Raw genomic sequence first — 19,988 nt, 5'->3', positions numbered from 1 at the left:
TACGCGCCCCTAAACCGCCGCCGCCCGGTCGCCGACACGCTGACCCACGACAGCGGAGACGCCGTCCTGCCGCATCGAGACGCCGTAGAGGGCATCGGCGATCTCCATCGTGCGCTTCTGGTGCGTGATCACCAGCAGCTGAGAACTCTCCCGCAGCTGTTCGAACACCGTCAGCAATCGCCCCAGGTTCGCATCGTCGAGCGCCGCCTCGACCTCGTCCAGGATGTAGAAAGGACTCGGGCGCGCCTTGAAGATCGCGACGAGCAGCGCCACGGCCGCCAGGGATCGTTCGCCTCCCGAGAGCAACGACAGTCGCTCGATCTTCTTCCCCACAGGGCGGACGGACACTTCGATGCCTGTCGTCAGCATGTTGTCGGGATCCGTCAGGGAGATGCTGCCGGTTCCACCGGGGAACAGCAGCGGGAACACCTGACCGAATGCCTCCTTGGTGTCCTCGAAAGCACTCGCGAAGATCGACTGCATCCGCTCATCGAGATCGGTGATGATCGTCAGGAGGTCCTGGCGCGTCTGGGTCAGGTCTGCCAGCTGCTCGGTGAGGAAGGCGTGCCGCTGCTCCAGCGCGGCGAACTCCTCGAGCGCCAGCGGGTTGACACGGCCGAGCTGTGCGAGCTTGCGCTCCGCCTCCGCGAGTCGGCGTTGCTGAATCCGGCGGTCGAACGGAATCGCCGTGTCGTCGTCGTGCCCTGCTTCGGCGGGTTCTGCACCGGGATCCCGCGGAACAAGCTGTTCAGGACCATATTCTGCAATGAGAATATCTTCTTCCAGAGCGAGCTCGGAGGAGACGCGCTCGAGCAGGCTGTTCAGATGCAGCTTCTTCTCGTGGATCTGCAGCTCGAGTCCGTGCACGCTCTCGGTGAGCCCGGCGAGGCGCTCTCGCAGGGAACTCTCCTGCGCGCGCAAGCCGACCAGTTCCTGACTCTGCGCCGAGCGCGCGGCCTCGGCCTCGGCCAGGGCGAGACGCGCCTCCGTCACCGATCGATCCAGCGAGTCGAGGATGCGCGGCAGCTCCTCGACCACCCCCGAGGCCGCCTCGCGCTGCGCGCGACGGATGACTGCTCGCCGTGCCGCCTCGGCCGCCGCACCGCGTTCATGCTCACGCTGGCGCTCCAGAGACACCACCCTGGACTGCGCTGCACGCACACGCTCACGCAGCGTCTCGATCTCGAGCCGCGCCCGCACTTCACCCTCGCGAGCGACCTCGAGCGCCTCGAGCAGGCTGTCGCGCGCGGAAGCGTCGAGCACCGGCCTCGGCGTCGCGATGGCATCGTCCAGCGCCGTCTTCGCTGCTTCGGCCTTCGCCTCGGCCTCGGCGACGGCGGATTGCGCCTGTGCCAACCCGGTCTCGAGGCGTTCGCACTCGGCGACGGCGGACTCATGGCGCACCGTGACCCGGTTGAGCTGCTCGGCGTGCGTGGCGAGAGCAGCATCGTGTTCACGGAGTGCGCGCAGGGCGTCCTTCGCGTGACGCCTGGTCGTCTCGACAGCCTCCTCGGCGTCGCGGCGGGCCTCACGAAGCGAGTCGACCACGATCTGGATCTCCGCGAGACGTTCGGCAGCGGCATCCCGCTCGGCGGCGAGTTCCAGACGGGATCGCTCTCCGCCGGAACCGGTGCGCAGGGTATGCGCGGTGAGGACGTCACCGGCCACCGTGACGATCGTCGTCGCCGTGTCACCCGCGACATCGAGCGCTGTCCGCGCCGATCGCGCCGAATCCAGGTCGTCCGCGATCAGGACATGCGAGAGCACGCCGAGGATGCCGTCGGGCGCTGTCACGGTATCGACGGCGGGCGTGACTCCGGCGATCGTCGGAGTCACGCCGTCGCCACGGACCGCATTCGCGATGACGAAGTCCACCACTCCCCTGCGTTGCTCCGCCGCTTCCTTCGCCGACGCGAAGGCGTCGTCCACGGAGTCGATCAACACGCCCTCCGCGAGCGGACCGAGGACCGCGGCGATGGCCGCCTCGAAACCCGTTCGGACCTGCACAGCGTCTCCGACGAGCCCCCGCACACCCTTTCCGCCCGCTTCGACGATCTCCGCCGCCCCACCGGACAACGCCAGAGCACTGCTCAGCGCCGAAGCCTTGGCCGTGAGCGCATCGACCTCGCGCTCTGCCGAGTGCAGACGTTCGCGCAGGGTCTCACGCTCCGATTCCGCGGCGGTCGCTGCCCGTTGCGCACTGTCGTACGCAGCGGCATGTTCGACGGCCGTGCCCTCAGGAGCTTCCGCGTCGTCGATCGCGTCGAGTGCCTCGGCGGCTTCGCGCCTGCGTGCGTTTGCGGCCTCGAGCGCGTTCTCCTGGCGGAGAACGGCGCCACGCACTGCGGCGAGGGCTGAGGCTGCGGCATCTGCGGTCCCGCGTAAGGCGGAGAGGCGCATGTCGTACTCGGAGACCAGGGCACTCTGCTCGGCGATATCGACGTCGAGCGTGTCGAGTTCCGCTCTGGCGTGCACCACCTCACGGCTGGCAGCCGCCGCGGCGTCCTGAGCATCCCCGAGCCCGGCGGAGACCGCTTCGATCTCGTCCTTCGCCTCGTCGATCGTGGCCTGTGTCACGGTGACGGCAGTGACCGCGGCGTCGTCATCGTCGGTGCCGAGGAGAGCGAGACGCTGATTCGCCAGGGTGTAGAGCCCGCGCATCCGCTCCTGAACCTGCTCGAGCCCGAACGCCACGCTGCGCGCCTGATCGACCGCGACCGAGTTCTGATCCTGTTCGAGCCGCGCGATGTTCGCGCGCACCGTCTCGGCTTGATCCGAGAGCACCAGACGCTCGGTGTGACGCTCCTGCTCGGTGCGTGTGTGGTCCGCGAGCGCGGCGCGAAGTGCGACCACGTCGTCGGCGAAGATACGGGCTTTCGCGTCGCGCACGACGGCGGCGATCGTCTGCGCCTCGCGGGCGATCTCTGCCTGACGCCCCAACGGCTTGAGCTGCCGGCGGATCTCTCCGGCGAGATCGCTCAACCGAGTGAGGTTGGTCTCCATCGCGTCGAGTTTGCGGAGGGTCTTCTCCTTGCGGCGGCGGTGCTTGAGGATTCCCGCGGCTTCCTCGATGAACCCTCGACGATCCTCGGGCGACGCCTGCAGAACCGTGTCGAGGCGCCCCTGACCGACGATGACGTGCATCTCCCGGCCCAGTCCGGAATCGCTCAGCAGCTCCTGCACGTCGAGGAGTCGGCATCCCTCGCCGTTGATCGCGTACTCGCTGGAGCCGTTGCGGAACAGCGTGCGGCTGATCGTCACTTCCGCGTACTCGATCGGCAGGGCGCCGTCGGCATTGTCGATCGTGAGCTGCACCTCAGCACGACCCAGCGGCCCGCGCGTCGAGGTTCCCGCGAAGATGACGTCTTCCATCTTGCCGCCGCGCAGTGTCTTCGCACCCTGCTCACCCATCACCCAGGCCAGCGCGTCCACGACGTTCGACTTGCCCGAGCCGTTCGGTCCGACGATGCAGGTGACGCCGGGTTCGAACACGAAGCTGGTCGGCTGCGCGAACGACTTGAACCCTTTGAGCGTCAGGCTCTTCAGATGCATGGGGGCACCGCTCGTCCGGGGAGAATCACGCGGCTACGCTACCGGAATTCCGGGCCTGGAGCCTCATCCCGCGCGGACGGTGGGAGAACTCGGGAACCGCGCGACACGCCGAGGAGAACCGCAGGTGCTTGACGTCCGCCGCGCGGATTCGCTACCGTGTCCTCCGGATCGCCACACGAAAGGAGGTTACCGATGATTACGACTCAGCTCAACGCACAGGCCACTGGCCTCGCCGCGCCCGCGCATTTTGCGCCGCGCTTTGCGTTCTCGGTAACCGCCGGCGTCCGCATCAGCGCTCTCTCGTAGAACCGCACCCCGAGATCTCGGGCCCGTAGTGGGCCCTCTCCGGCTGGCTCTTCCGCGCCCCGTCTGCTGATCTGCACCGCAGATCACGACTTCCTCTCCGCGTATGGCGTCCACGCTCCGTGGCATCCGCCGACCCACGCTTCCTCCGCATCGTTCCCGACCGCTCCGCTGTCGGCGCGCGGTGCTTCCGCATCCATCACCACCATCCCTTTCGAAGGAACCATCGTGAACACCACGTTGCATCGCAGCGACATCCACCCGCCCGATACCGAGGACCGCGAGGTCCTCCAGATCCCCCGCCCCGACGAACTGCGCCGCTTGTCGCTCGCCGATCGTCTCTCCCTCCGGATCGGCCTCTGGCTCTTCCAGAGGGCGCAGCGCCCCCGACGTCCGCGTCGCGGCCTGCGCATCGATCCGGCAGACATGTTCCTGCTCGGTGAGCAGCGTCATCGTTCGGCAGCGGAATCGTACGCACTGCTGACGTATGACATGCAGCGCGGAATGCGTTGACGCCGCGATTCAGCGGTCGCCCTCCTCAGCACCGTCCCCCTCTGAGTGCGCCCGCCCGTGTAGTCCGCGGGCGGGCGCGCACAGAGGTTCCGTCTCCTCGTGGCGCGAACGTCGAATCCCGTAGACGCCCGGCCTCGATCATCACCCTGAGCACCTGCACGAAAGAAACTGACATGAAGACCACCGAACCGACCATCACACCGCTGATCGTGCCGGTCTCCCTGGATGCCGACGACGCCGCGGAGTTCCGCGCGTACGGAGACCTCAACCGACTCGTGTGCGACGAGCAGGTGGGACTCCCCGATCTCGCCCCGGACGCCGCGCAGATGCTGCCGAACTGGCAGGACGACAGCGACGCGCTCGACCGTGGGTTCGTGGCACGGATCGATGACGAGATCGTCGGCATGGTGACGGTCACACTCGCCCAGGAGGCCGAAGCCCATGCGGCCGAGATCGACCTCTTGGTTCCGCAAGCGCACTGGGGGCTCGGCGTCGAGGCCGCTCTGCTCGACCGCGCCGAAGAAGAAGCACGCGCTCACGGGCGAACCGTCCTGCAGATCTGGAGTCTCCACCGTCCCGTGGAAGCCGACCGGATGCTCGTGCCTCGAACGGGATGGGGACGCATCCCCGCCACCCCGCTCTCCGAGCTCGCCGAGGACCATGGTTACTCGCTGGAACAGGTCGAGCGCAACAGTGAGTATGACCTGCACAGCGACGTCCGCCCGCTCCGCGATGCTCTGGCGGACGCGAGCGCGTTCGCCGGGCCGGACTACCGCATCGTCGAGTGGAACATGCCGACGCCTCCGGAGTGGCGGGACGGCTTCGCCGCCGTGCTCGCACGTCTTTCCACGGATGCCCCGAGCGGCGACATGGACTTCGCCGAGGAACACTGGGACGCGGACCGCGTCGTCCGCCGCGAAGCGCGACTTCTCGGTGCGGGTCAGACGGTGTCCGTGGCCGCCGTGCTACATGTGCCGAGCGGCCAGCTCGTCGCCTACAACGAGTTGCTCATCGCCGCGGATCGCACCGGTGTCACCCATCAGTTCGGAACGTTGGTCAGCAAGGAGCACCGAGGGCACCGCCTCGGCACGATCGTGAAGTGCGCGAACCTGCTCCGATGGCGCGAGCTCATGCCTCTCTCGACCGTCGTCTCCACCTTCAACGCCGAGGAGAACCGACCGATGCTGAGCATCAACGAGGCGATCGGCTTCGTGCCCGTGTCGTACGCGGGCGCGTGGCAGAAGAAGATCTGAGGTGCGCGCGGACCCGATCTCATTCTTCGGGATGACGTCGGGCCCGCGCGGTCATCCGCCGGGGCGACGACGGCGCAGGATCGCTCGGCGAGGCTGGAACCATGAACATCCCCGTGATCGAAGCCCACGCCCTCATCAAGAACTTCGGGACGACCCGCGCTCTCGCCGGCCTCGACCTCGCGATCCATCGTGGCGAGGCCGTCGCGATCATGGGCGCCTCCGGATCGGGGAAGACCACGCTCCTCCACGTGCTGGCCGGGATCACCGCCCCCGATTCCGGCAGCGTACTGTTCCGCCCCGCCGAGGGCGCCCCGATCGAGGTCACCGCACTCGGCGAGTCCACGCGGTCGCGTCTGCGTCGCGAGAGGTTCGGCTTCGTCTTCCAGCAGGGGCTTCTCATTCCCGAGCTGACCGCCGTCGAGAACGTGGCTCTCGCATCCATGATCAACGGCGTCCGTCGTCAGGATGCCGTACAGCACGCAGGATCCTGGCTCGCGGCCCTCGGACTCGCCGGTATGGAGGAACGCCGCATCGGCGAGCTCTCCGGCGGTCAGGCACAACGCGTCGCGATCGCCCGAGCACAGGCCACCGGCGCAGAGCTCGTCTTCGCCGACGAACCGACCGGTGCGCTCGATTCGACCACCTCCTCCGAGGTGATGGACGCCCTGCTGTGGTCGACGACCGGGCAGGGGCGGACACTCGTCGTGGTCACACACGACCCGGAGGTGGCCGCCCGCTGCTCCCGTACGATCGCCGTGCGCGACGGACGTATCATCTCCTCGGCGGTGGCCGCATGAATCGCAACGTGCTGGCGCTCCTCCTGCGTCCGGCGCCCGGACAGGGCAGCGTCCTCGCGTTGCCCGTCGTCGCGTTCGGGGTCGTGACCACATTGGTGCTCACGGTCATCGGGGGCGCACAGTCCTTCTGGGGATGGACCGATGAGTTCGCACCCCTATACCAGGGGCTTGCAGCGATCGCTCTCGTTCTCCTGGTCGTGCCGCTGATGTCCCTCGGCGGGGCAGCGGCTCGTCTCTCCGCGCGTCGACGCGATGAACGGCTCTCCACCCTCCGCCTGCTCGGTGTGTCACCTGGCGGGGTGACGATCGCGACGGTCACGGAGTCCGTCCTCGTCGCGGCGGTCGGCGCCCTCGCCGGCGTCATCGGGCATGTCGCTATCAGTCCGCTCATCGGGCTCATCCCGTTCCGCGGGGAGCCGCTCGGGTTCGCGGCCGTGGTCCTCCCTCCGCTGCAGACCGTCATCGTCGTGGTCGCCGTGCTCGCGCTCGCAGCCACCAGCGCCGTCATCGGACTTCGTCGCGTCGTCATCTCGCCGCTGGGCGTCCGTACGCGCACTGATGTGCCGAAGGTGCACTGGATTCGAGCAGTACTGGCAGCCGGCGCGATCGCCATCGCGTTCGCACTCATCAAGGTGTTCCCCTCGGTGGGTGGAGTCGTGATGACGATCGTCGTCCTCGCGGGACTGTTCGGTGCCGCACTCGGTGTGTTGAATCTCGTGGGACCGTGGGTGCTCAAGGTCGCGGCATCGCGTCAGTTGCGTCGCGCCGAGCGACCCGAGCGGCTGCTGGCCGCACGCATCGTGCTGGACTCGCCCAAGGCAGCCTGGCGCCAGGTGGGTGGAATCGCCATGGCGAGCTTCATGGCCGTCTTCGCCGGCACCGGAGTGGCGCTGATGAGCATGATGAGCGATTCCGACGCCGCCGCTGCCGACATCGCGCTCGCCGACGACATCCGCACGGGACTCATCATCACGCTCATCGGCTCCTTCCTGATGGTCGCGGCGTCCGTCGGCGTCAATCAGGCCTCGGACGTTCTCGACCAGAGCGAACTGCACCGCAGCCTGCACCACCTCGGAATGCCGCTCGACACCGTGGACCGGGCACGCCGACGCGCGATCATGTCGCCTCTGCTCGTGACGGCGATCGGGTCGGCGCTGGTGGCTGCGCTCCTGGTGTTCCCGCTGGTCGGTATCGCGCTGATCACCGCTCCGGTCTCTCTGATGACCATCGCGCTCGTGGTCACCGTCGGGATCGGTGTGGTGTGGGCGACCACATGGGCCACCCGCCCGCTGCTCCAGCGCTCCTTCCAGACGGCGTGACCGCCACTCCGCACCTGCGGTGACTGACGGGCCGGGAGCCTGACGCACACAGCGTTCAGGCTCCCGGCCCGAGCACGCGACCTACTTCGGCAGCCGCTGGCACCGCGGGCAGAAGTGCGAACCGCGATTCATGAAGCTCTCCCGGATGATCGGCGTGCCACATCGCGGGCAGGGCTTTCCCTGCTGCCCGTAGGCATTGAGCGAGTGCGCGAAGTACCCGGCCTGGCCGTTCACATTCACGTACTGCGCATCGAAGCTGGTGCCGCCCTCCGCGAGCGCCTTCGCCAGCACGAGCCGCACCTCGTTCAGCAGTCGGCGCACCGCCTGTGTGGAGAGTCGGTCGGATGGTGTCTCCGGGTGGATGCGCGCCGCCCACAGCGACTCATCGGCATAGATGTTGCCGATCCCACTCACGACGCCCTGGTCGAGGAGTACGCGCTTGATCGCGCTCCCCCGCCGTGCCAGAGCGGCACGGAACGCCCGGTCGTCGAAAGCCGGATCCAGCGGATCGCGGGCGATGTGCGCGACCTGCGTCGGAATCGAAGAACCGTCGTCATCCACCAGGGCATCGACCGCGAGTGACCCGAAGGTGCGCTGGTCGGCGAAAACGATCGCGAGTTCGCCGTGGACGGGATGCTCGATGCCGATGCGCACCCGCTCATGCCGCTCGGCACCGGCGTCCGGTGCGCGCAACAGCATCTGTCCGCTCATCCCGAGGTGCGCGATGAGCGCGGAATCCTCATCGTCGAGCGGAAGCCAGAGGAACTTCCCCCGGCGAGAGGCTGCGCTGAAGGTCCGCCCCTCGAGACGAGCGACGAAATCGGCGGCACCGGCGACGTGCCGCGTGAGCGCTCGCTCGTCGAACACGCTCACCGCGGTGATCAGAGATCCGACCGCGGCCGGGGCGAGGCCCGCCCGGACCACCTCGACCTCGGGAAGCTCAGGCACGCTCGCTGAGGGTGCGCCAGGCACTGAGAGCCGCGGCCATCTCGGCTGTCTTCTTGCTGCTGCCGGCACCGGTCATGCTCACGTCGCCGACGATGACGGTCGCCACGAAACGACGGTCGTGATCCGGGCCGCTCGCCTCCACCGAGTACTGCGGAGGCGTCGCACCGACGCGGGCCGCGAGTTCCTGCAGGCTGGTCTTCGGGTCCATCGCCGCGCCGTAGCGTTCCGGGTCGGCCAGCAGCGGTTTCGTCAGACGCAACACGAGTTCCGTGGCGGCCTCGGGACCTGCGGAAAGGTAGGTGGCTCCGATGACGGCTTCCATCGTGTCGGCGAGGATCGAATCCTTGTCTCGGCCACCCGTCTGCTCTTCGCCGCGACCGAGCAGCAGATGGCTGCCGAGGTCGATCCCTCGAGCGACCTCGGCGAGAGCGACCGTCGACACGACGCTCGCACGCCGCTTCGCCAGTTCGCCCTCATCGAGGTCGGGGTGCGTGGTGAAGAGCATGACGGTCACCGCCTGCCCGAGGACGGAGTCTCCGAGGAACTCCAGTCGCTCGTTGTGCGGGATGCCGCCGTGTTCGTACGCGTAGGAGCGGTGGGTCAGGGCCAACTCCATAAGCTCCGCGTCGATATCGACGCGGAGCTTATCTGGGAGAGGCCTCGTCCCCCCGGGGACCTCCGTCACGGTACGCGACTCAGACGTCAGCGACCTTGCGGCCCTTGTACTCCAGGAAGAGCTCCGTGCCCTGCGAGTCGGTGACGACCTTCGCCTGGTGGGGACGGCTGTAGACGACCTGGCCGTTCTCGATCGTCTTGACGAGCGCGACGGGCGCCGCCTTCCACTGCGCGCGGCGCGAGCGGGTGTTCGAACGGGATACCTTGCGCTTCGGGGGGTTACCAGCCATGACTAGCTCTCTTCTTTCTCGGCGGCACGAGATTCTTCCGTGCCGTCTTGGTCTGTGATGTTCTGGAGCGCACTCCACCGAGGATCGATGGGAGCGGCCTGCTCCGTTCCGGTGCTCACGGTCAGTCGTTCACCCGTTTTCGGGTCAAGACCCGGGCAATCCGGCTGACACACCGGCTGAAAAGGAAGTGCCAGTACGGCCGCATCCCTGACGAGAGTTTCAAGATCCACGTGGTCGTCTTGAACCTCGAAGTCAGTTTCTTCCTCACCAGGATACGCGAAAAGCTCCTGGAACTCGACTTCGACGGGCCGAGTGATGTCGATGAGGCATCTTCCGCACACACCGACGTACTCGGCGTCAGCGGTTCCCGACACGAGGATGCCCTCGTGGACGGACTCCAGCCGGACGTCGAGATCGAGTTCGGATCCCGCCTCGTAGGACACGATCCCCTCACCCCAGGCTTCGGAGAGAGCGACGGTGAACTCGTGCTCGCGCATCTCTCCCGGGCGCCGGACGATGTCGCGGACGGGGAGGACAAAAGGGCCGTTCATTCGAGAGCGCACCGTTCCATGCTACCGGCCGACGCGAGCGGTCGCCCTGACCGCGCGCTCAGGGAAGGGACTCAGATACCGCGGGAACCGGTGTCGAGGAAATCTGCCACCGCTGCGGGAACGAACGGGGTCACGTCGCCGCCGAGGGAAGCCACCTGGCGCACGAGCGAACTCGACACCATCGCGTGCGACGGGTCGGGCAGAAGGAACACCGTCTCGATACCGGCGAGGTGCCTGTTGACGATCGCCATCGGAGACTCGTACGCGACGTCGATCTGCGAGCGAATACCCTTCACCAGCACCCCGGCATCGACATCGCGGGCGTAGTCGACCAGGAGACCCATGCTCCACGAACCGATCACGATGTTGCCCTGCATGCCGTCATCCGCGATCGACTTCTCCAGCAGGGAGAGCCGCTGTGCGATCGGCAGCATCGCCTCTTTGCCCGGGTTGTGCACGACGAGCACATGCAGTTCGTCGTAAAGGGCGGCCGCGCGCCGAATCACATCGAGGTGACCCAGGGTCGGCGGATCGAAGGAACCCGGGACGACGGCGATCCGGCTGCTCATGTTTCCAGCCTAGGGCACGCCGGTTCCGGTTCAGTTCTTCGCCAGCGCCGCTCGATCCTCGTCGCTCACACGTCGTCCGATCGCCTCGCGCAGGCCCGGGTGGTCGGCCAGATCCGGATCGACGGAGAGGATGCTCTCCGCCACCTCGCGCGCACGCGTGATGAGGCCGGCATCCTTGACGACGCGGAGGAGTTTCAGAGAAGAGCGCACACCCGCCTGTGCGGCGCCGAGCACATCGCCCTCGCCGCGCAGCTCCAGATCGACCTCCGCCAGGGCGAACCCGTCGAGCGTGGCGGCGACCGCGTCGACGCGGTCACGGGCGAGCGACCCGGCCTCAGCCTCGGTCACGAGCAGGCAGAGCCCCGGCACACCCCCTCGACCGACGCGCCCTCGAAGCTGGTGCAGCTGCGAGACGCCGAAACGATCGGCATCGAGAACGATCATCGTGGAGGCGTTGGGCACGTCGACGCCGACCTCGATCACCGTGGTGGCGAGCAGCAGATCGATGTCTCCCCGGGCGAACGACTGCATCACCGCGTCCTTCTCGTCCGACGGCATACGACCGTGCAGAACGGCGCGGCGCAATCCGCCCAGAGTGGGATGGGTGGCGAGGGCTTCGTCGAGCTGTACGACGCCCCATCGCGGCCCGGAGGCCCCTTCTGGAGCGAGCGACGGCTGCTCCCCCGCCTCCGTCGTCTTCTTGGTGGTGTCGATCGCTGCACAGACGGCGAAGACCTGTCGTCCCTGAGCGATCTCCTCCGCAGCGCGCTCCCAGACACGGTTGAACCACCCCGGGTGCTCAGCGAGCGGCGCCACGAACGACTCGATACCCGCGCGCCCGGCCGGCATGGTGCGGATGACCGAGGTGTCGAGGTCGCCGAAGACCGTCATCGCGACCGTCCGCGGAATCGGCGTCGCGGTCAGCACGAGGGCATGCGGGCTCGACCCCTTCGCCCGTAGAGCCTCGCGCTGCTCGACACCGAACCGGTGCTGCTCGTCGACCACGACCAGGCCGAGGTCGGCGAACGTGGTCTTCTCCCCCAGCAGCGCGTGGGTTCCGACGACGATCAGCGCCTGACCGGAAGCAACCCGCAGAGCAGCCTTGCGACGCTCCGCCGCCGGCATCTGACCGGTCAACAGCGTCGGCATCAGCTGGGGCGCGAGATCGGGACCCAGCATCTTCGCGATGGAACGCAGGTGCTGACCCGCCAGCACCTCTGTCGGAGCGATCAGCGCCGCCTGCCCGCCGCTCTCGGCGACCTGCAGCATCGCGCGGAGAGCCACGAGGGTCTTACCCGAACCGACCTCTCCCTGGACGAGCCGGTTCATCGGCCAGGCACCCACGAGATCCTCGGCGATCTGGTGTCCCACCGTCTCCTGATCGGGCGTGAGCGTGTACGGGAGGCTCGCGTCGAAGCGTTCGAGCAGTCCGCCGGCACGCGCAGGCCGTGACGTGGCGGAGAGGGCACGGATCGCATCGCGCTGCTGGAGCAGCGCGGTCTGCAAGGTGAGCGCCTCGTGCATGCGCAGGGTTCGCACGGCGGGATCGATGTCGTTGCGAGTACGGGGACGGTGCACAAGCTCCAGGGCCTCGCGGGCGGTGAGCAGCTCTTCTCGTTCCCGGATCTCCGCCGTCAACGGGTCCGGCGCGTCGGAGAGATCATCCAGCACGCGTCCGATGAGTCGAGCGATCTGCCAGGTCTGGATCGCCGAGGTAGCCGGGTAGATCGGGATCGGGACGGCGGCCCGCGCATCCGCACTGCGTCGGGCCGAGTCCTCGTCGTCGAACAGCTCGTATTCGGGGTGCGCGAACTGCGTCACACCGTTGAACTCGCCGACCTTTCCCGAGAACACACCCCTTCGTCCCACCGCCAGATCCTTCGATCGCCACTCGGCAGCACCGACGTTCTTCGCGAAGAACGTCAACGACATGCGTCCGATGCCGTCACCGATCACGACATCGACCATGGCTCCCGGACGATTGCGCATGCGACGGAAGCTGGACGACAGCACCTCCGCGACGATGGTCACCGTCTCGCCGAGGGGGAGGTCGCGGATCGGAGTCAGCTCGCCCGGATCGGCGTAGCGCCGAGGATAGTGCGCGATAAGGTCACCGACGCTCTTCATGCCGAAGGCGCGACCGAGCGTCTTGGCAGACGCCGCACCGAGCGCATCCTCCAACGAGGAATCGAGCGTGAGCGACATGTTCCGAGTCTAGGGAACGCGACGGACACGGCAGACATCCCGCCTGTCGTATCGTGAACGGGTGACGAGGATCATCGCAGGCAGCGCCAGAGGAGCCCGACTCGAGGTGCCGGGCTCGGGCACACGGCCCACGAGCGATCGGGTGCGCGAGTCGTTGTTCGGCGGGCTGGAATCACTGAGCGCGATCGCCGGGGCGCGGGTCCTCGATCTCTACGCCGGATCGGGAGCCCTGGGCTTGGAGTCGCTCAGCCGCGGAGCCGCGAGTGCCGACTTCGTGGAGCGCGGGCGCCCGGCCGCCGCCATCGTCCGACGAAACGCCGGCGTGGTCGCGAAGGCCGGCAGCCTCCCGCTCGGTCGTGTGCACGAGAGCACGGTGCATGCGTTCCTGCAGCGCGCGACGGGACCCTTCGACCTCGTCTTCACCGATCCGCCGTACGACCTCGACGACGTCGCCATGACCGCCGATCTCGTCGCCCTCGCACCGCTCCTGTCGTCGGACGCCGTCGTCGTCGTGGAACGGGCTCGCCGCTCCACGACCCCGGACTTCGGCGCGGCGAACCTCGCGCAGTTCCGCGAGAAGACCTACGGCGACACCACCATCTGGTGGGCCGAGCCCGCTGCCGGCGAGGACGACGAGCCGGTCGATCAGCCTGCGACCGAGTCCCAGTCCCGATAGGGGTCCCACCCGCTGAGGTCGACCGGAAGGTCATCGCAGAGCAGATCTTCCGGTCCGGCAGCACGAACGGCGCCGATGACGCGGAACCCGGGCGGGAGCACGCCCTCGGGGAACGCGGCGAGCAGGGCGTGATCCTCCCCTCCGGCGATCGCACGCTCAGGATCGTCCCCGAGAAGGTCTCGTTCCAGCGCGATCGTGACGCCGGAAGCCGCGGCCATCCGTCGCGCATCGAGGGCGAGTCCGTCGGACACGTCCATCATCGCCGTCGCCCCCGCCGTCGCGGCGACTGCGCCGAGGCCGATCGGGGGCGCGGGCCGCAGCTGCGCCGTCACCGCCGCGCGCTCTCCGGCGGCGAGCTTCGCGGCATCGACAGCCACCGGCACGTCGCCGTCTCGGAATCGACCGAACAGCACCGCGAGTCCACGTGCGGCATGACCGAGTTCACCGGCGACCGCGACGACATCTCCGGGGCGCGCACCGCTCCTGGTCACGGCAGTGCGTCCCTCGAGGTCGCCCAGCGCCGTCACCGCCACGGTCAGCACATCCGACACCGTCAGGTCGCCGCCGACCACGGCGCAGCCGGGGGCGAGCGCGGCACACGCATCGCGGAAGCCGTCGGCGAGCCGCTCCACGAAAGAGAGCCGCAGGTCGCGCGGCACCGCGAGAGCGACCAGCAGCGCGGTCGGGCGCGCCCCCATCGCCGCGACATCCGCGAGGTTCACCGCTGCGGCCTTCCAGCCGAGGTCGTACCCGCTCGACCATGCGAGCCGGAAGTCCGGGCCGTGCACGAGCGTGTCCGTCGTCGCGACCACGGAACCCGACGGCGTGGCGATCACCGCCGCATCGTCTCCCGGCCCGATGAGCGTGTGGGCCCCCGTCGGCGTCCGTGTCAGGATCGCCTGCAGGATGCGCCCTTCGGAGAGATCTCCCAGGCGCGGATCGTCGGCTTCGTGTCGGGAGGGCATGCTGTCAAAGGTAGCCTGGAAGCATGCCCCGTTCCCGTCGCCTCGCTGTCCTCGCCGGGGCAGTGACCCTCACCGCGGTGCTCGCCGGCTGCTCGACCACCGTGCACCTCGAGCCCGCAGCCGATGCGAACAATCCGGCGTGTGCGAACGTCTCGGTGCTGCTGCCGGAGTCCGTCGGCGGACTCGATCGTGTCTTCACCGACGCGCAGGCGACCGGTGCCTGGGGCGACCCCACAGTCGTGCTGCGGTGCGGTGTCGAACCCCCTGCGCCGTCGGCCCTGGTGTGCACGACCCTCGGCGGCGTCGACTGGCTCGTGCTCGACCAGGAAGAGGACCGTCAGCGCCTCGTCACCTTCGGTCGCGACCCCGCGGTGGAAGTGACGATCCGCCGTGGCGAACAGATCGACTTCCAGGCGATCGTCGACAAGATCTCGGCGAGCATCCAGTCCGGGCTCCAGCCGGCGACCGGACAGTGCACGGACCGCGTCGAGTTCCCCGCGGGCTGACCGCCCCCGGGGAACTCCGATCTCAGCGGCGCAGGCCCGCTTCGATGAGCTCGGTGATGAGATCGCCGTAGCTCAGGCCCGATGCGACCCAGCACTTGGGGAACATCGAGATCGGGGTGAATCCCGGCATCGTGTTGAGCTCGTTGACCACGAGTTCACCCGACGGCGTCAGGAACATGTCGACACGAGCGAGGCCTCGTCCGTCGACAGCCTCGAACGCGCGGACGCCGATCTCCTGGATCGCTGCGCACTCCGCATCCGTCACCTCGGCCGGACACACGACGTCCACGCCGTCACCGCCCAGGTACTTGCCCTCGAAATCGTAGAAGCCCCGCGACGTCAAGACGATCTCGCCGGGCAGCGAAGCCTTGACTCCGTCAGCGGTCTCGAGCACCGCCACCTCGATCTCGCGCCCGCTCACCCCGGTTTCGATCAGGACCTTGTCGTCTTCGGCGAAAGCCACCGCCAGAGCCGCGTCGAGCTCGTCGGCGGTCTCGACCTTGGACACTCCGACGCTCGAGCCCGCACGGGCGGGCTTCACGAACACCGGGAGGCCGAGTCCCGCAGCACGCGCACGCACGTCTGCGGCACTGCGGTCCCAGTCCTTTCGGCGCACCGTCACCCACGGCGCGACCGCGATGCCGGATGCCTCGAGCGCGATCTTCATGAAGTGCTTGTCCATGCACAGAGCGGAATCGAGGACACCGCCTCCGGCGTAGGGGACCTCGAGGGTGTCGAAGTAGCCCTGGATCGTGCCATCCTCCCCGTGGGGTCCGTGCAGGATGGGCAGGACGACGTCGATCTCCCCCAGCCCCTCGACGGTGCCATCGGCGTGCACGACCCGCAACGTGCGGTCGCCACCGGGTTCCGGCCACAGCACCCGAGTGCCGTTGTCGACGACTTCGGGGAGGTGCGCGGCATCGAGCGGGAACTTCGCCGGATCGTCGTCCTCGAGGACGAACGCTCCTTCACGGGTGATCCCGACGGGGATCACGGCGTAGCGGTCGCGGTCAATCGCGCCCAGCACGCCCCCCGCCGTTGCGGAGCTGATCGAATGCTCGCTGGAGCGCCCGCCGAAGAGCACCACCACCGTCTGCTTGTCCATGGTTGGTCCTCTCACCCTGCGGGGTGTCGTCGTCCGTCGTCAGATGGGGTGCGATGTCTCGCGGATCCATCTTGCCGTCGAGCACCATCTTCACCTGCTCGACGATGGGCATGTCGACCTCGGCTTCGCGAGCGAGCTGCAGGATGGGCGCGACGGAGGCGAGTCCCTCGGCTGTCTGCTGCATCTGCTTCACGACGTCCTGGAAGCTGTATCCCTGACCGAGCAGTCGCCCGGCGGTATTGTTGCGGCTCAGTGGCGACTGGCACGTGGCGATGAGGTCGCCCAGACCGGCGAGGCCCTGAAGCGTCTCCGGGTGCGCGCCGTTCGCGACCGCGAAGTCGGTCATCTCGACCAGTCCACGGGTGATGATCGACGCCTTGGTGTTCTCGCCGTAGCCGACACCGTCCACGATGCCGATGGCCACGGCGATCAGGTTCTTGAGGACGCCACCGAACTCGGTACCGATCACATCGGTGTTCACGAAGGTACGGAAGTAGCTGTTGCGGGCCGCGCGTGCGACGATCTCCGCCGTCTCCTGGCTGCGTGAGGAGATGACGGCGGCGGTCGGCTGCTCCCGGGCGATCTCGAGGGCGAGGTTCGGCCCCGAAGCCACCGCGATGCGATCGGGGTCACACCGCAGCTCCTGCTGGATCACCTGGCTCATGCGCAATCCGGTGCCGCGTTCGACACCCTTCATGAGGCTGATGATCTTCGCGTCGCTGTCCGCGATCAGCGGCCGCAGAGCTTTCAGGTTCTCGCGCAGCGACTGACTCGGTACGGAGAGATAGACCTGGTCCACCCCCTCCAGCGCGGTCGCGAGCTCGTGGGTCGCCGCCATCGTGCGGGGAAGGTTGATCCCTGGCAGGTAGCGCGAATTGCGCTTGGCCTCGTTGATCTCCTGGGCGAGTTCGGCACGACGCGCCCACATCGTCACCTGGGCGCCCCCGTCGGCGAGGATCTTGCCGAAGGTGGTCCCCCAGCTGCCCGAGCCGATGACGGTGGCCCGTGGGCCTGCTGCAACGGTTCTCTTAGGAGTCAAGGCGCCCGGTCTCCTTCTGCCCATGGCTCGCGGGGTTCCACCGCTCCGCCGGTGCCTTCTCGTCCCGCAGCTCCTCGAGGAGCGCGGTGATCGCGTTCATGAGTCGATTGGTGGCCTCGGTGAGGGCCGCCGGCTCTCCGGCACGATCGCGCAGATCGGAGACGTCGACCGGATCGCCGATGAGCACCTGGACCGGCTTGCGCAGCGGCCAGAGGCTCAGACCCTTCTGGTAGCGCCCCATGATCGCCTGGGTGCCCCACTGGGCCATCGGAATCAGCGGGATGCCATCGGCGAGGGCCAGGCGTACCGCACCCGACTTGCCGCGCATCGGCCACAGGTCGGGATCACGCGTGAGCGTGCCCTCCGGGTAGACGATCACGCCGCGGCCGTGCTCGACGAGCTCCTCCGACTGCTTCATCGTCTGCCGTGCGGAGGCAGCGGACGAGGTGCGCGCGACCGGGATCATCCCGGCGCGGTGCAGGAACCAGCCCAGCACCGGGACCGAGAAGAGGCTCTCCTTCGCCATGAACCGCGGCGCGCGACCGGAGCGCCACACGGCGACGGCGACGATGAGCGGATCGAACTCGGAGTAGTGGTTCGGCGCCAGGACGTACGACCCCTCCTGGGGCAGCTTCTCGGCCCCGCGGACACGGATCTTCGCGATCAGAGAGACCGGCGGGATGATCAGCGCCGCGAGCGGCCAGAAGATGCTCGGACGCTTCGTCTCCGATGATCGGGACGTCACCGCGGTCACCGGATGACGTCGAAGTCGGCGCCGAGCGCGTCGAGCTTGGCGAGGAACTTCTCGTAGCCGCGGCTGAGGATGTCGACACCCGACACCTTCGATTCGCCGGTGGCCGTCAGTGCCGCGATCACATGGCTGTAGCCGCCGCGGAGATCGGGAACCACGATGTCCGCGCCATGCAGAGGCGTCGGGCCGGTGATGACTGCCGCCTGCTCCAGGTCCCGCCGCGGAACGCGGCGCGGGCCGTCCTGGAGACCACGGGGGTGCACGACGATGTCGGCCCCCATCTTGACCAGGGCATCGGTGAACCCCATCCGATTCTCGTACACGGTCTCGTGCACGACGGAGCGGCCGTGTGCCTGCGTGAGAGCGACGACGAGCGGCTGCTGCCAGTCGGTCATGAAGCCGGGGTGCACGTCGGTCTCGATCACGACGGGCTTGATGTCGCCGTCGCGACGGAAGAGGATGCCGTCTTCCTGGATGTCGAACCAGCCGCCCGCCTTGCGGAAGACGTTGAGGAACGTGAGCATCTCCTGCTGCTTGGCGCCGCCGACGAAGATCTCGCCGTCGGTAGCCAGCGCCGCGGATGCCCACGATGCCGCCTCGTTGCGGTCGAAGATCGACCTGTGGTCGTATCCGCGGAGCTTCTCGACGCCCTCGATCACGATGACGCGGTTCGGCTCGTACGAGATGATGGCGCCCATCTTCTGCAGCACGGCGATCAGGTCCATGATCTCGGGCTCGATGGCCGCGTTGCGCAGCTCCGTCACGCCTTCGGCGCGGACGGCGGTGAGCAGCACCTGCTCCGTGGCACCGACGCTCGGGTACGGAAGGTGGATGTTGGCGCCGTGCAGACGGCTTCCCCCCGTCGAGAGGCGGATGCCGCTGGGCAGCTTCTCGACGATCGCGCCGAACTTGCGCAGAGCGTCCAGATGGAAGTCGATGGGACGATCCCCGATGCGGCATCCACCCAAGTCGGGGATGAACGCCTGACCGAGACGGTGAAGCAGCGGTCCGCAGAACAGGATCGGGATACGCGAGGCTCCCGCGTGGGCGTCGATCTCCTCGAAGTGCGCCGACTCCACATCGCTCGGGTCGAACACGAGCGAACCGGGCTCATCGCCCTCGGATACGCGAACGCCGTGCACCTCGAGCAGCGACCGCACGACGGCGACGTCGCTGATCGCCGGCACGTCGCGCAGAGTGCTCACGGTCTCGCCCAGGAGCGAGGCGACCATGGCCTTCGTCGCCAGGTTCTTCGCGCCCTTGACATCGACACGACCGCGAAGCGGACGTCCGCCTCGGATGGCGAGGACGTCTCCGGTGAGGGCAGGGACTCCGTCCGGAAGAGCGTCGCGCACAGGTGTCGTCATTCGGAGCCTCACTTCATTCACGGATTTCGGGGGCGGGTTGCCCCTGGCTCCCCCGCCCCCACCGTCTTACTGAACGGGAAGGGTTCGGGGCCGCCACGACTCGCGACGGGCCTCGAACTGCGCGATCTTGTCTTCGTTGCGCAGCGTGAGCCCGATGTCATCGAGCCCTTCGAGGAGCCGCCATCTAGTGTAATCGTCGATACCGATCTCGGCCTGGACGTCGCCGATGGACGCGGTGCGTGCCTCGAGGTCGACGGTCATCTGGACCCCGGGATTCCGGTCGATCTCAGCCCAGAACCGCTCGAGATCCTCTTCCGAGATCGTCGCGGCGAGCAGACCCTGCTTGCCCGAATTGCCCCGGAAGATGTCGGCGAAGCGCGGGCTGAGCACGACTTTGAACCCGAAGTCCCGGAGCGCCCAGACCGCGTGCTCGCGGCTGGATCCGGTGCCGAAGTCGGGTCCGGCGAGAAGCACCGATGCCCCCTGGAAAGGCGCCTGGTTGAGAACGAAATCGGGATCCTGACGCCATCCATGGAACAGAGCGTCCTCGAAACCGGTCTTCGTGACCCGCTTGAGGAAGACGGCGGGGATGATCTGATCGGTGTCGACGTTCGAGCGCTTCAGGGGCGCCGCGATACCCGTGTGAGTGGTGAACTTCTCCATG

The 19,988-nt window shown here is 67.9% G+C and carries 19 protein-coding genes; 6 read left to right on the top strand and 13 right to left on the bottom strand.

All coding sequences use genetic code 11. The features are described 5' to 3' along the window. Positions 1-9 precede the first annotated feature (9 nt). Positions 10-3,552 (bottom strand): chromosome segregation protein SMC, encoded by a 3,543-nt coding sequence (gene smc, locus ACLFA2_RS17810; RefSeq protein ID WP_426621742.1) that lies wholly within the window; start codon positions 3,550-3,552, stop codon positions 10-12. A 531-nt stretch (positions 3,553-4,083) separates the two neighbouring features. Between smc and ACLFA2_RS17805 the strand changes: the two genes are divergently transcribed. The 4 genes from ACLFA2_RS17805 to ACLFA2_RS17790 all read left to right on the top strand — a co-directional run bounded on the left by ACLFA2_RS17805 (position 4,084) and on the right by ACLFA2_RS17790 (position 7,737). Continuing rightward, positions 4,084-4,368 (top strand): hypothetical protein, encoded by a 285-nt coding sequence (locus ACLFA2_RS17805; RefSeq protein ID WP_021200443.1) that lies wholly within the window; start codon positions 4,084-4,086, stop codon positions 4,366-4,368. 173 nt (positions 4,369-4,541) lie between these two features. Then, positions 4,542-5,621: a GNAT family N-acetyltransferase gene (locus ACLFA2_RS17800; protein WP_021200442.1), complete on the top strand. Its 1,080-nt coding sequence runs from the start codon at positions 4,542-4,544 to the stop codon at positions 5,619-5,621. 101 nt (positions 5,622-5,722) lie between these two features. Then, entirely contained in the window at positions 5,723-6,418 is a 696-nt protein-coding gene (locus ACLFA2_RS17795) for an ABC transporter ATP-binding protein (protein WP_426621741.1), read from the top strand. Further along, positions 6,415-7,737 carry an FtsX-like permease family protein gene (locus tag ACLFA2_RS17790; RefSeq protein ID WP_167254234.1) on the top strand — a complete coding sequence of 441 codons (1,323 nt, stop codon included), beginning with the start codon at positions 6,415-6,417 and terminating at the stop codon, positions 7,735-7,737. The genes ACLFA2_RS17795 and ACLFA2_RS17790 overlap by 4 nt, the downstream gene beginning before the upstream one ends. Positions 7,738-7,818: 81 nt before the next feature. On the opposite strand, the gene mutM is transcribed toward ACLFA2_RS17790, so the two are convergent. From mutM to ACLFA2_RS17760, 6 genes are all read right to left on the bottom strand, one after another. Continuing rightward, the gene (gene mutM, locus ACLFA2_RS17785) at positions 7,819-8,685 is read right to left on the bottom strand and encodes a bifunctional DNA-formamidopyrimidine glycosylase/DNA-(apurinic or apyrimidinic site) lyase (protein WP_167254236.1); all 867 of its coding nucleotides are present in this window, start codon (positions 8,683-8,685) and stop codon (positions 7,819-7,821) included. After that, complete coding sequence (gene rnc / locus ACLFA2_RS17780; RefSeq protein WP_243844793.1) at positions 8,678-9,301, bottom strand: ribonuclease III; 624 nt, start codon at positions 9,299-9,301, stop codon at positions 8,678-8,680. The genes mutM and rnc overlap by 8 nt, the downstream gene beginning before the upstream one ends. A gap of 79 nt (positions 9,302-9,380) precedes the next feature. After that, the gene (gene rpmF / locus ACLFA2_RS17775) at positions 9,381-9,590 is read right to left on the bottom strand and encodes a 50S ribosomal protein L32 (protein ID WP_017830754.1); all 210 of its coding nucleotides are present in this window, start codon (positions 9,588-9,590) and stop codon (positions 9,381-9,383) included. Positions 9,591-9,592: 2 nt separating this feature from the next. Beyond that, on the bottom strand, positions 9,593-10,141 hold the full coding sequence (locus tag ACLFA2_RS17770; protein ID WP_021200437.1) for a YceD family protein: 549 nt from the start codon (positions 10,139-10,141) through the stop codon (positions 9,593-9,595). Positions 10,142-10,212: 71 nt separating this feature from the next. Then, the gene (gene coaD / locus ACLFA2_RS17765) at positions 10,213-10,710 is read right to left on the bottom strand and encodes a pantetheine-phosphate adenylyltransferase (protein WP_021200436.1); all 498 of its coding nucleotides are present in this window, start codon (positions 10,708-10,710) and stop codon (positions 10,213-10,215) included. Between the two features lie 30 nt (positions 10,711-10,740). Further along, positions 10,741-12,915 carry an ATP-dependent DNA helicase RecG gene (locus ACLFA2_RS17760; RefSeq protein WP_426621740.1) on the bottom strand — a complete coding sequence of 725 codons (2,175 nt, stop codon included), beginning with the start codon at positions 12,913-12,915 and terminating at the stop codon, positions 10,741-10,743. 61 nt (positions 12,916-12,976) lie between these two features. Between ACLFA2_RS17760 and rsmD the strand changes: the two genes are divergently transcribed. Then, a complete protein-coding gene (gene rsmD, locus ACLFA2_RS17755) occupies positions 12,977-13,591 on the top strand; it encodes a 16S rRNA (guanine(966)-N(2))-methyltransferase RsmD (protein WP_426621739.1) in 615 nt (204 codons plus the stop codon). On the opposite strand, the gene thiL is transcribed toward rsmD, so the two are convergent. Then, positions 13,561-14,556, bottom strand: a complete 996-nt coding sequence (gene thiL, locus ACLFA2_RS17750; RefSeq protein ID WP_021200433.1) for a thiamine-phosphate kinase — start codon at positions 14,554-14,556, stop codon at positions 13,561-13,563. The genes rsmD and thiL overlap by 31 nt on opposite strands. 23 nt (positions 14,557-14,579) lie before the next feature. On the opposite strand from thiL, the gene ACLFA2_RS17745 reads away from it, so the two are divergent. Then, entirely contained in the window at positions 14,580-15,062 is a 483-nt protein-coding gene (locus ACLFA2_RS17745) for a DUF3515 domain-containing protein (protein WP_021200432.1), read from the top strand. 22 nt (positions 15,063-15,084) lie between these two features. Here the strand turns inward: ACLFA2_RS17745 and ACLFA2_RS17740 are convergent, their stop codons facing one another. The 5 genes from ACLFA2_RS17740 to leuD all read right to left on the bottom strand — a co-directional run bounded on the left by ACLFA2_RS17740 (position 15,085) and on the right by leuD (position 19,987). Further along, on the bottom strand, positions 15,085-16,167 hold the full coding sequence (locus tag ACLFA2_RS17740) for a D-alanine--D-alanine ligase family protein (RefSeq protein WP_426621738.1): 1,083 nt from the start codon (positions 16,165-16,167) through the stop codon (positions 15,085-15,087). Then, positions 16,073-17,230, bottom strand: coding sequence for an NAD(P)H-dependent glycerol-3-phosphate dehydrogenase (locus ACLFA2_RS17735; RefSeq protein WP_373695366.1), 1,158 nt, complete (start codon positions 17,228-17,230; stop codon positions 16,073-16,075). The genes ACLFA2_RS17740 and ACLFA2_RS17735 overlap by 95 nt, the downstream gene beginning before the upstream one ends. After that, the gene (locus ACLFA2_RS17730; protein ID WP_426621737.1) at positions 17,196-17,960 is read right to left on the bottom strand and encodes a lysophospholipid acyltransferase family protein; all 765 of its coding nucleotides are present in this window, start codon (positions 17,958-17,960) and stop codon (positions 17,196-17,198) included. The genes ACLFA2_RS17735 and ACLFA2_RS17730 overlap by 35 nt, the downstream gene beginning before the upstream one ends. Next, the gene (gene murA / locus ACLFA2_RS17725) at positions 17,957-19,324 is read right to left on the bottom strand and encodes a UDP-N-acetylglucosamine 1-carboxyvinyltransferase (RefSeq protein WP_021200428.1); all 1,368 of its coding nucleotides are present in this window, start codon (positions 19,322-19,324) and stop codon (positions 17,957-17,959) included. Before murA ends, ACLFA2_RS17730 begins: the two co-directional genes overlap by 4 nt. A gap of 66 nt (positions 19,325-19,390) precedes the next feature. After that, the gene (gene leuD / locus ACLFA2_RS17720; RefSeq protein ID WP_426621736.1) at positions 19,391-19,987 is read right to left on the bottom strand and encodes a 3-isopropylmalate dehydratase small subunit; all 597 of its coding nucleotides are present in this window, start codon (positions 19,985-19,987) and stop codon (positions 19,391-19,393) included. Between the last annotated feature and the right edge of the window lies 1 nt (position 19,988).

Origin of the sequence: Microbacterium sp. As-52 (genome assembly GCF_049949185.1) — a bacterium.
GTDB classification, from domain to species: domain Bacteria; phylum Actinomycetota; class Actinomycetes; order Actinomycetales; family Microbacteriaceae; genus Microbacterium; species Microbacterium maritypicum_A.
Note: the sequence above shows the minus strand (reverse complement) of the source record. Positions and strands in the feature narration are given on the sequence as shown.